We start from the raw sequence: 11,438 nt of genomic DNA, 5'->3' as shown, positions 1-11,438 counted from the left end.
GTCTCGGCAGCGGGCGTCTCGGCAGCGGGAGTCTCGGCAGCGGCGGGCTTCCTGCGGGGTGCGCGCACCCGCTTGGGCTTTTCTGTTGCCGCCGGCTCAGCGGGAACGTCCGCCTGCGGCGCTGCGGGGACGGACTGTTCCGGCGTGTTTGCTGCAGCGGTGGTTCCTGCACCCGTGTCAGCGGCGGAAGACGCCGTTGGCGATGATGCCGGAACGGACTTGCGGCGGCTGCGGGTCGCTTTCTTTACCGGCGCGGCGCCCTCAGCATTCAGGGCATCGTTCTGGTCATTCACAATGTCTGGATTATTCATTTAGGCCTATGCTCCGGCCCTGCGGCACTGGCCACATTCCAATGCCAAAGGGCAATGAGTCGGCTGTACGGTGGCATCGCAGCCTGCCCGCCAGCCGGAAGTCGTCTGGATGTCATTCGAGGTCGTGCCAGCTGTGGGGCGCGGTATCACTCGAAGACCAGCGGCGCTTTTCCTGCTACCTATGCGGAACGGATAACTACGTTTCGGCTATGGGTAGGTCTGGCCGGCGGATTCCCTGGTTCCCATCCGGATTGATGGGCTAGCTACATGGGAAGCATCACCGGAAGAACCGGAAGCCTGTCGCTGGACCGGTGACGGAATGTGGTTCCGCCATCAGCCAAAGTCATTATCTCATACGGCCGCGTTTTTGGCCCTCCCCAACGCATAGACTCGACGCAGACAACTACTCGGCTAAGGAGCTTCCGTGCCATCCAGTGCAGCCCGCCCATCTCCGGGCAACGTATCCCCGGAACCGTCCCGCGTTCGGGGCGGCGAAGCAGAAGCGGTCCCCCGCGAACGCCGCTCGTTTATGTGGACGCTGCTGATTACGGCAGTGGTTGGCTGGATAGCGTCGGGAATCCTGGTCATTGAACGCCTGCGTGTTTACGCGGACGCCGGCTACATCACCAGCTGCGACATTAACCCGTGGGTTTCCTGCGGCACGGTGTTCCAAACCTGGCAGGCCTCCATCTTCGGCTTCCCGAACCCGCTGATAGGCATAGTCGCCTTCGCCGTTGTCATCACCACGGCCATGGGCCTGCTGGCCGGTGCGCGTTTTGCCCGCTGGTACTGGATCGGACTGCAGATCGGTGTCACCCTCGGCATGGCATTTGTGGTCTGGCTGTGGAGCCAGGCGCTCTTCGACATTTACGTGCTGTGCATTTACTGCATCGTTGTCTGGGCCGCCATGATCCCGCTGTTTGTCTTCACCACCATCCGCAACCTGGCATCCGGTGTTATACCCGCCTCGGCGGGGCTGGTCCGGTTCCTGACCGATTGGGCCTGGGCCATCGTCGTGCTCCTGTGGGTGGCGACGGCGGCATCCATCTTCTTCCGGTTCCTCAACTCCTTTATCGGCGGCTAGGACCCCCTTTCAGCCCGCGGCCGGTGTGCGCTAGCGGCCGCCCTGAACCGGCATTCCCCAGGCAAGCACCACAGGTATCTCCTGGTCCTGCCAGGTGGCTTCCAGTGAGGGATCCGGTGCGGTGCGTCCGTCCAGATCCAGCAGCCGGACCACCGAGAATTCCCAGCCGCTGTGCTCCAGCACGGACACGGTCCAGTCCTGCGGCTCATACGGAGGTGCATCCACCAGTTCGGCGCCGTCCGGCATTCCGCTGCTGCGTACCTTCATGGATTCCGGCAGGAGTTCGCGGACGCCATTCTGTTCGGTGTACTGGGCTGCCTGGCCCTGCTTGGAAAAAAGCGCCGCTTCGAGCGCCTGGGCGTACGCCGGATCCCCCAGTGCGTCATAGACCCAGCGACGGCCAAGGACGGAGTGGTCCATCTCGGTGATGAGGAACCGCTCGGCACCGGCCAGCGGCGCACCGCGGTAGGTGAGCGGGACCTGCACCGTCACCCCGCCCGCTGCGACAATGAGGGTTTCGATCCCCACGGCGCCTTCCGGATCGTCGAACCGGAAGGCGCACAGCTTCTGTGCGGTCACCGGTTCCTGCGTTGGGAACCACACCGTTGTGGGCAGCCAGTCTGAAATAAGGTCCATCTTGCCGGGACGCAGCTCGGCGTCATAAATGAGTGCCATGGGCACAGCTTAGGCGTAACCGGCTAACCGGTGCGGAATTTCCGGCACCCGTTTCCGGTTCCCGCCTTAACCGCCCGGAGGATATTTACGGGCGGTCCCGCACCATCCAGAGGAGTTCCATGCGTCGAACGAACGCTGCCCAGCCACCCGAAACCACACCCCGCACAGCATTGGTAGCCGGGGCTACCGGCATTGCCGGTGCTGCCCTGGTGGACCTGCTCACCCGGGAGGGATGGACCGTCCTGACCCTGTCCCGCAGCGGCGGCGCCGCCGACCCGGCGCGCCCCGACGTCGTACCGGTGGCAGCGGACCTGACGTCTCCGGACAGCCTGGCGGAAGCGCTGGCCGACACCCGGCCCACCCACGTCTTTTTCACCTCCTGGTCCCGGCAGGAGACGGAGGCGGAGAACATTGCCGTGAACTCGGCAATGGTGCGCAACCTGCTGGCCGCGCTGACCCATGCACCGTTGGAGCACGTGGCCCTGATGACCGGCCTCAAGCACTACATGGGACCGTTTGAGGCGTATGGCGAGGGCCCGATGCCGGACACGCCGTTCTCCGAAGACGAGCCCCGGCTGCCGGTGGACAATTTCTACTATGCGCAGGAAGACGAACTGATGGCTGCCGCGGAACGGCAGGGCTTCGCCTGGTCCGTCCACCGCGCCCACACCGTCATCGGTTTCGCTGTTGGCAATGCCATGAACATGGGCCAGACACTGGCGGCGCAGGCCACCCTCTGCCGCGAACTCGGGATGCCGTTTGTCTTCCCCGGCTCCGAAACCCAGTGGAACTCGGTCACGGATATGACCGACGCAGGCCTGCTGGCCGAGCACATGCTCTGGGCAGCCACGGACCCCGATACGGCCAACGAGGCGTTCAACGTGGTCAACGGCGACGTGTTCCGCTGGCGCAGCCTGTGGCCGCGGCTGGCTGAATGGTTTGGCGTTGAGCCGGAGGGCTTCGAGAGCGAAATCCGGCCGCTGGAGGAGCAGATGGCCGGAATGGGTGACACCTGGAAGGAACTGGCTGTCCGGCACAATCTGGCCGAAACCGACCTCGGGCGGCTGGCCTCGTGGTGGCACACGGACGCGGACCTGGGCCGCAAGGTGGAGGTACTGACGGACATGAGCAAGAGCCGGCTGGCAGGCTTTACCGGCTACCGGCGCACCGAAAACGCTTTCAAGGATCTGTTCCTGCGGCTGCGCAGCGAGAACCTCATTCCCTGATCCCGCTGCGTCCGGCGCGCAGGAGACGGAAAAGGCCGGCACCGCAAACGGTGCCGGCCTTTTTGAGAACCTCAGGCTATTTGAACCAGATGCCGATTTCGCGTGCTGCGGACTCGGGCGAGTCTGAACCGTGAACCAGGTTCTGCTGGACTGCCGTTCCCCAGTCGCGGCCAAAGTCGCCGCGGATGGTGCCCGGGGCCGCCGTCGTCGGATCGGTGGTGCCGGCCAGTGACCGGAATCCTTCGATGACCCGCTCGCCTTCCAGGACGGCGGCAACAATCGGGCCGCTGAGCATAAACTCCACGAGCGGCTCATAGAACGGCTTGCCCTGGTGCTCCTCGTAGTGCTCTTCGAGGATGGCCCGGGTGGCTTCGGTCTTCTTCAGTTCCGCCACGGTGTAGCCCTTGGCTTCGATCCGGGCCAGGATGGCGCCGGTAAGGCGGCGCTGGACGCCGTCGGGCTTGATCAGGACGAGTGTGCGCTCGGTGCTCACGGTTGTATCTCCTAGAAAGTTCGGGTGTCTGGTCTAAGCCTAGTCGGTGCCGGGAGCAGTTTCCGGGCCCTCAGCGGCACCGGTCTCCCCCGGATGCGCTTTTTCCCATTCAGCCTGCTGCCGGTCCCGTTCACGGTTTTCCCGGTCCAGCCGCATTCCGGCCCGCAGCCCGTACCACCAGGTGAGGGCGAAGAGCACACCCACCAGGAACATCATGGGTTCCAGGAAACCGGTGGCGATGATGACCAGCTGCAGGATCCAACCGATCACCGGCCCGGCGGGCTTGGACAACAGGGCGCAGGTGCCCACCAGCGCTGCTGCCAGCAGCACGCCGCCGCCCAGCAGCAGCGCCGGGGAAATGGTGCCGCGGTGCAGGCCAAAGACCGCCAGGGTGCCGAACAGCACCACGAAGGCTTCCAGCGTCAACACGGTAGAGGCGAACATAACCTTCACGGAGCGGCGCTTCTTGGGCATGCCCGGGCGCCATTCGCGCTGGGCCTTGGTCAGTTTTGCCATAACCGGCTGCCTACTTTCCGAGGAGGGTGCGCGCTTCGGCGACCACGGTGATGGATCCGACAACCAGTACGCCGCCGGACAGGTCATTGTTCTCTTCGGCCTTTTCCACCGCACGTTCCAGGGCGTTATCCAAGCCGGCCTCCACCTGGATGTCCTCGTCCGCGAACCCGGCATCCACCGCGTCCTGGACAAGTTCCTCGGCCGGGATGGCCCGCGGCGAGCTGGACTGGGTGAGGACAACGCTGCTGACCAGGTCCCCGAGCTGCTCGCGCAGCTCACTCAGGATGCCGACGGCGTCCTTTTCCGCCAGGATGCCGACCACCAGCACCAGCGTGCTGAAGTTGAACGCTTCACGCAGCGCTTCGGCGGTGGCTTTGGCCCCGGCGGGGTTGTGCGCGGCATCCACCACGATGGTGGGGGCGGTCCGCACCACCTCGAGGCGGCCGGGAGAGGTCACGGTGGAGAACCCGGTACGCAGCAGTTCGACGTCGAGCTCCTTGGTGCCGCCGCCAATGAAGGCTTCCAGCGCCGCCACGGCCACGGCAGCGTTCTCCGCCTGATGCGCCCCGTGCAGGGGAAGCAGGAGGTCCTCGTAGCGTCCGGCCAGGCCGTTGATGGTGACCATCTGGCCGCCCACCGCCATAACCCGGGAGTCCACGCCGAATTCGACGCCTTCGAACCGGAACGGGACGCCGGCCTCGTGCGCCTTTTCCAGCAGCACCTGCGCAGCTTCCATCGGCTGGGCGGCACTGATGAGGAACCCGTTCTCCTTGATGATGCCGGCCTTTTCATAGGCAATATCGGCAACGTCGTCACCGAGCAGGTCCGTGTGGTCCAGGGAGATCGGAGTGACCACCGAAACCTGTCCGTCGCCCACGTTGGTCGCATCGGTGATCCCGCCGAGGCCCACTTCAATCACGGCCACATCCACCGGCTCGTCGGCGAAGACGGCAAACCCGAGGATGGTGACAGCCTCGAAGTAGGTCAGCCGCGGCTCTCCTGCCGCCTCCAGCTCGGCGTCGACAATGTCCAGGTACGGGCGGATTTCATCCCAGATCCGGACAAACGTTTCATCGCTGACGGGTTCGCCGTCAATGCTGATCCGTTCAGTCACGCTGGTCAGGTGCGGACTGGTGTAGCGGCCGGTGCGCAGCCCGTAGGCGCGCAGGCCCGCCTCGATCATCCGCGCCGTGGACGTTTTGCCGTTGGTGCCGGTGATGTGGATGATCGGGAAGGCCTTGTTCGGCTCCCCCAGCACCTCCATGGCCCGGAACAGCGGAGCCATGCGCGGCTCCATCTTGTTTTCCGGGGCACGGCTGAGCAGTTCGGCGTACACGCTTTCCACGGAGAAGCCGTCAATGGATCCGGACGGACGGTCTGCTGCACTCATTAGATCTTCTCCACGGTGACGATGTACTTGTCGGTGTCCTTGTCGTCGTCGGTGACCGTCAGGTCGCCGACAACAATCAGTTCACCGGTCAGGGTCTCCCCCTTGATCAGCTCGGCATTGGCCGCCAGCGCTTCGGCTTCGGCCTCCCCCGTCCGAACCGTGGTGCGGATGCGGTCGCTGATGTGCAGGTCCGCGTCGCGGCGGGCCTGCTGGATGGCACGGATGCCGTCGCGGGCCACGCCTTCGGCCGCCAGCTCGGGCGTGACCTCGGTGTTCAGGACCAGGAAGCCGCCGCCGGGCAGCACGGCAACCGCCTTCGCGGATTCGCCGTCGCCGGACTCCACGACGGTTTCCAGGGTGTACTCATGTTCTTCCAGCGCCAGGCCGCCGGCGGTGACCGTACCGGCGTCGTCCACCGACCAGTCGCCGGACTTGGCGGCCTTGATGGCGGTCTGGACGTTCCTGCCCAGGCGCGGGCCGGCGGCCCGGGCGTTGACCACAAGCTTCTGGCTGATGCCGAACTCGGCCGGGTCTGCGGAGGCAGCCTCGACCAGGCGCACGTTCTTCAGGTTCAGTTCGTCGGCGATGATCGCGGCGAACTGGCCGGAGAGCGCTTCGGCATCCGGGGCGACGACGGTCATTTCGGACAGCGGCAGGCGCACCCGCAGGTTTGCTCCCTTGCGCAGGGAGGAACCCACCGAGGCGATCCGGCGGGTGAGGTCCATGCGCTCGACCAGTTCCGGGTTGTTCGGGAACAGGTCCGCATCCGGCCAGTCGGTCAGGTGCACCGAGCGGCCGCCGGTCAGTCCCCGCCAGATTTCCTCGGCGATCAGGGGCAGCAGCGGTGCGGCGACCCGGCAGACCGTTTCCAGGCAGGTGTAGAGCACGTCGAAGGCCTGCGGATCCTCGTCGAAGAACCGGGTGCGGCTGCGGCGGATGTACCAGTTGGTCAGGGTGTCGGTGTAGGCGCGCAGGATCTCGCACGCCACGGACACGTCGTAGGTGTCCAGGGCGCCGGTCATGTCCCGCACCAGGTCGCCGGTGGCGGCCAGCAGGTAGCGGTCCAGCGGCTCGGTGGAGTCGTAGCGGGCCTTTGCCTCATAGCCGTTGCCGTTGTTGGCGGCGTTGGTGTAGAGGCTGAAGAAGTGCCAGACGTTCCACAGCGGCAGGATGGCCTGCCGGACGCCGTCACGGATGCCCTGTTCGGTGACAATCAGGTTGCCACCGCGCAGGATGGGCGAGGCCATCAGGAACCAGCGCATCGCGTCGGAACCGTCGCGGTCCAGCACCTCGGAGACATCCGGGTAGTTGCGCAGCGACTTGGACATCTTCTGCCCGTCCGAGCCCAGGACAATGCCGTGGCTGATGACGTTGCGGAACGCCGGCCGGTCAAACAGGGCCGTGGCGAGCACGTGCAGGGTGTAGAACCAGCCGCGGGTCTGGCCGATGTACTCCACGATGAAATCGCCCGGGTTGTGGCTTTCGAACCACTCGGCGTTCTCATGCGGGTAGTGCACCTGGGCATAGGGCATGGAACCCGAGTCGAACCAGACATCCAGCACGTCCTCCACGCGGCGCATGGTGGACTGGCCCTCTTCCGGGGTGCGGGGATCGTCGGGGTTGGGCCGGGTCAGCTCGTCGATGAACGGGCGGTGCAGGTCCGGCTTGCCCTCCTTGTTCAGCGGCAGCCGGCCGAAGTCCGCTTCCATTTCTGCCAGGGATCCGTAGACGTCGGTGCGCGGGTAATTGGGGTCATCCGAGACCCAGACCGGGATGGGGCTGCCCCAGTAGCGGTTGCGGCTGATGGACCAGTCGCGGGCGTTTTCCAGCCATTTGCCGAACTGGCCGTCCTTGACGTTGTCCGGGATCCAGTTGATCTGCTGGTTCAGCTCGACCATGCGGTCCTTGATCTTGGTGACCTCCACGAACCAGGAGGAAACCGCCTTGTAGATCAGCGGGTTCCGGCAGCGCCAGCAGTGCGGGTAGCTGTGCTCGTAGCTGGCCTGGCGCAGCAGCCGGCCGTCGGCCTTCAGGGCGCGGGTGATCGGCTTGTTGGCATCGAAGACCTGCAGGGCGGCGATATCCTCCAGGGCGGTCTGCGCGAACATGGGCAGGAACTTGCCGCCCTCGTCCACGGAGAGGATCACGGGGATGCCGTTTTCCTCGCACACCTTCTGGTCATCCTCGCCGTAGGCCGGAGCCTGGTGGACAACACCGGTGCCGTCGGTGGTGGTGACGTAGTCGGCCGTGACAATCCGCCAGGCGTTCTCCGTCCCCCACTTCTCCGTGTCGGTGTAGATGTCCCAGAGCGGCGCGTACCGCAGTCCGGCCAGGTCCTTGCCCAGGTGCACAGCGGCGACGGCCGCGGCGGCGGAATCGGCGTCGTCGTACCCCAGGTCCTTGGCATAGGAGCCCACCAGGTCCTCGGCGAGCAGGAAGCGGCCTTCGCCGGCCTGGGTGCCGTTGGGGCCGGCGGGCACGACGGCGTAGCTGACCTCGGGTCCGACGGCCAGGGCCATGTTGGTGGGCAGGGTCCACGGCGTGGTGGTCCAGGCGATGGCCTTGACGCCCTCCAGCTCGGCGGAGAGCGCGTTGTCACCGGCGATCAGTGGGAACGTCACAGTGACGGTCTGGTCCTGGCGCATCTTGTAGACGTCGTCGTCCATGCGCAGCTCATGGTTGGAGAGCGGAGTCTCGTCCTTCCAGCAGTACGGGAGCACCCGGAAACCGCTGTAGGTCAGGCCCTTGTCATGCAGGGTCTTGAAGGCCCAGATGACCGATTCCATGTACTCGACGTTGAGCGTCTTGTAGTCATTCTCGAAATCCACCCAGCGGGCCTGGCGGGTGACATAGTCCTGCCACTCGCCGGCGTACTTCATAACCGAGGCACGGCAGGCATCGTTGAACTTGTCGATGCCCATCTTCTCGATCTGGACCTTGTCGCTCATGCCCAGCTGCTTCATGGCTTCCAGTTCGGCCGGCAGGCCGTGGGTATCCCAGCCGAAGCGGCGCTCAACCCGGCGTCCGCGCTGGGTCTGGTAGCGGGCCACCAGGTCCTTCACGTAGCCGGTGAGCAGGTGGCCGTAGTGCGGCAATCCGTTGGCAAACGGCGGGCCGTCGTAGAAGACGAACTCGTTGTCGCCATCCTGACCGGCGGAACGGGCGTCAATGGAGGCCTGGAAAGTGCCGTCCTTGTCCCAGTACGTCAGAACCCGTTCTTCGAGTTCCGGAAACTTGGGCGAGGAGGGAACGGCAGCGCCGTCGCCGGTGCTGGCCTTGGGGTATACAGAGGGCATAATCGTCATCCTGTTAGCGGCAAGTAAATCTGGCTGTGGAATTCAGGATGCGAGGGCGGCTGTCCCGTTCCGGCCCGAAGACCGGCGGTAAACCGCGGTACCACCTCGCTTGCCGCCGTGTGTGCCCCGCTGGGTGCCGGGGAACGCGCGACTGCCGCTCGTTGACTGCTGTGACGGGCTTACCCGTCCGGTTCTACTGGGCCCTCCGCGCCGGAGCGGGGTGGCTGTTCTTCCGGAAGCTCACCGGTGATAGCCGGGTCGAAGCTGCTTCGCACAAGTTTAGGCCACGCCCGCGCCGGTTGTCGAAGCACCGCAGCCTGTGCGGGCCTGACCGCGGGCCGGGCCGCCGCCACAGGGACGGCCGGCCCGGCTGCGGGGCCCGGCTGCGGGAACGGCCGGCCCGGCTGCGGGGACGGATTAGCTGCCGGTGCGGATGACCTTGTGCTGGGCTGCCTGCGCCAGCGGCCGCAGCACCACCTGGTCCAGGTTCACGTGGTGCGGCAGGTTCAGGGAGAAGGCCATGACCTCGGCAACGTCCTCGGCGGTCAGGGGCTTCTCGACACCGGCGTACACCTTATCCGCCGCGTTCGGATCCCCCAGCCGGTTCAGGGAGAACTCCTCGGTCTTCACCATCCCGGGAGCTATCTCGATCACCCGGACGTTATGTTCAGCCTCTTCCAGACGCAGGGTGCGGGCCAGCATTTCCTCGCCCGATTTGGCCGCGCAGTACCCGGCGCCTCCTTCATAGGCTGTTGAGGCCGCCGTCGAGGTGAGCAGCAGGACGGAACCGCGGCCGCTGGCCCGCAGCGCCGGCAGGAATGCCTGTGTCATCCGCAGCGCGCCGAGGACGTTGACGTCATACATCCGCTGCCAGTCACTGATGCTGCCCCCGGCAACGGAGTCCAACCCGAAGGCCCCTCCGGCGTTGTTGATCAGCGCATCCACTCCCCCGCCGGCCAGCACCGTTTCCGCCAGCTGCGCCACGGACGCATCGTCGGTAACGTCCGCGGCCACGGGGACGGCGCCTGTCTCATCCGCGAGCGCCTGCAGCCTGTCCACACGCCGGGCCACCGCGACCACATCCCATCCTGAGGCCCGGAGCGCCCGCACAGCGGCGGCTCCAATGCCTGAACTTGCTCCGGTAACTACTGCCCGCTTGGGTGTGATCTCAGTCATGGGAGCTACTTTAGCCACGGTTTGCGGCCTGCCCCGTTCCGTGACGGACGGTTGCGTCGCCCCGGGGAGCTCCGCCCGCCCATTTGTCCCGTGTCCGCATCACCAGGCAAATGAATTCGTCCGGGTGGTGCAGGATCATCTCGGCTGTAATCCGCAAGGTGACCCAGCCTCCGGAGGCTGAGCAGTTCCACCGCTGTCTGTCCTTTCGGTAATCCAGCCGCCCGCTGTGGAAGGCATACCCGTCTATCTCCACAATCAGCCATCCGTCGATAAGAAAGTCCACCCTGCCGACCCCGGGCACCACCACTTCCTCCGCGAATCGGATCCCGGCGGCAAGAAGGTGGAAACGGGCGCAGACCTCCAGCGGAGACGCCGTAGTGCGGCGGACGGAGTCCAGTAGTAGGCGGATGGGCCAATCCCGCTGGCCGCTGAATTCCTGGCGGAGCCGTGGTAACCCCACAGCATCACGTATGACCGCTGATTGGGCCAGGACCAAGGCTTCCACACGGGGAAGGCATTTGAAGGCATCGTGGACAATCTGCTCCGGCAGGGACACCGGACGGTGTGCCGAGCGCTGTCCACGGTGAAGACGCGTACCCGGGATCTCTTTGGAGGAGTTCCGGCGAATATGGGCACAGGTACCTGGTACAAGCACCCACCAGCCCAGGAGCCGCGCTGCGGACACGCAGGTCAGGGATGCCCCGTGGCGTGCCGCCGCCACCAGCTCCGGATCGGCATCCGGGACGGCGAAGGTCCCCCTGGCTATCCGTCGGATGCTGCCTGCACTCGTTGCCCGTTCGATTTCCGTTCGGGAGAATCGGTTCGCCGTCAGCGTCCCGTATCCGGCAACACCGTGGCGGGCTCGAAGGAATAGTTCAAGTTGCTGCATTCCGCCAGTTTCGTCCCCTGAAGGGACCAACCCCGGAGACGGGATGCGGTATGTGCACAGCGGCCCGGATGGCTCGCCTAGGTGGCACCCTGTGGAGGGTGCCACTTTCCAACCACCCCGGATAAGTCGCCACGAAATCCCATCCAGTGGGGCTGCCGGCAACCAGTGGGGTCCCACCCGCCACAGGGTTCACACTCGATGGGAAACTGTGCGTGCCATTCCACTTAGCAGCTCGGTGCCCCTACAGGATTTCCCACTCGGTGGGGCTGCCGGCAACCAGTGGGGTCCCACCCGCCACAGGCTTCACACTCGACGGGAAACTGTGCGAGCCGGGTGCCCGGCACCGCCCCCCGCACCCCGCCGCACCCGCGCCCCGCCGGGC

General features: G+C 65.6%; 9 protein-coding genes and 1 pseudogene. 2 read left to right on the top strand and 8 right to left on the bottom strand.

Annotation, left to right across the window (positions count from 1 at the left end; translation table 11 throughout):
• A pseudogene (locus AC5RVB_RS16245) lies at positions 1–311 on the bottom strand (hypothetical protein); the annotation flags it as partial.
• A gap of 529 nt (positions 312–840) precedes the next feature.
• Between AC5RVB_RS16245 and AC5RVB_RS16240 the strand changes: the two are divergent.
• Positions 841–1,395, top strand: coding sequence for a vitamin K epoxide reductase family protein (locus tag AC5RVB_RS16240; protein ID WP_227901587.1), 555 nt, complete (start codon positions 841–843; stop codon positions 1,393–1,395).
• Between the two features lie 30 nt (positions 1,396–1,425).
• Here AC5RVB_RS16240 and AC5RVB_RS16235 read toward each other — a convergent pair whose 3' ends face one another.
• On the bottom strand, positions 1,426–2,070 hold the full coding sequence (locus tag AC5RVB_RS16235) for a maltokinase N-terminal cap-like domain-containing protein (RefSeq protein WP_227901573.1): 645 nt from the start codon (positions 2,068–2,070) through the stop codon (positions 1,426–1,428).
• Positions 2,071–2,189: 119 nt separating this feature from the next.
• Here AC5RVB_RS16235 and AC5RVB_RS16230 point away from each other — a divergent pair, with 119 nt between their 5' ends.
• Positions 2,190–3,296 carry an SDR family oxidoreductase gene (locus AC5RVB_RS16230; protein WP_227901571.1) on the top strand — a complete coding sequence of 369 codons (1,107 nt, stop codon included), beginning with the start codon at positions 2,190–2,192 and terminating at the stop codon, positions 3,294–3,296.
• 76 nt (positions 3,297–3,372) lie between these two features.
• Here AC5RVB_RS16230 and ndk read toward each other — a convergent pair whose 3' ends face one another.
• The 6 genes from ndk to AC5RVB_RS16200 all read right to left on the bottom strand — a co-directional run bounded on the left by ndk (position 3,373) and on the right by AC5RVB_RS16200 (position 11,056).
• Positions 3,373–3,789 (bottom strand): nucleoside-diphosphate kinase, encoded by a 417-nt coding sequence (ndk, locus tag AC5RVB_RS16225; RefSeq protein WP_227901569.1) that lies wholly within the window; start codon positions 3,787–3,789, stop codon positions 3,373–3,375.
• Between the two features lie 39 nt (positions 3,790–3,828).
• A complete protein-coding gene (locus tag AC5RVB_RS16220; protein ID WP_494143165.1) occupies positions 3,829–4,305 on the bottom strand; it encodes a DUF4233 domain-containing protein in 477 nt (158 codons plus the stop codon).
• A 10-nt stretch (positions 4,306–4,315) separates the two neighbouring features.
• Positions 4,316–5,695: a bifunctional folylpolyglutamate synthase/dihydrofolate synthase gene (locus tag AC5RVB_RS16215; RefSeq protein WP_227901567.1), complete on the bottom strand. Its 1,380-nt coding sequence runs from the start codon at positions 5,693–5,695 to the stop codon at positions 4,316–4,318.
• Positions 5,695–9,000 (bottom strand): isoleucine--tRNA ligase, encoded by a 3,306-nt coding sequence (gene ileS / locus AC5RVB_RS16210; RefSeq protein ID WP_494143164.1) that lies wholly within the window; start codon positions 8,998–9,000, stop codon positions 5,695–5,697. The genes AC5RVB_RS16215 and ileS overlap by 1 nt, the downstream gene beginning before the upstream one ends.
• A 408-nt stretch (positions 9,001–9,408) precedes the next feature.
• Positions 9,409–10,167, bottom strand: a complete 759-nt coding sequence (locus tag AC5RVB_RS16205; protein ID WP_227927671.1) for an SDR family oxidoreductase — start codon at positions 10,165–10,167, stop codon at positions 9,409–9,411.
• Positions 10,168–10,177: 10 nt separating this feature from the next.
• On the bottom strand, positions 10,178–11,056 hold the full coding sequence (locus tag AC5RVB_RS16200; RefSeq protein WP_494143163.1) for an endonuclease domain-containing protein: 879 nt from the start codon (positions 11,054–11,056) through the stop codon (positions 10,178–10,180).
• Between the last annotated feature and the right edge of the window lie 382 nt (positions 11,057–11,438).

It is taken from the genome of Arthrobacter sp. Y3225209 (assembly GCF_059090685.1).
Note: the sequence above shows the minus strand (reverse complement) of the source record. Positions and strands in the feature narration are given on the sequence as shown.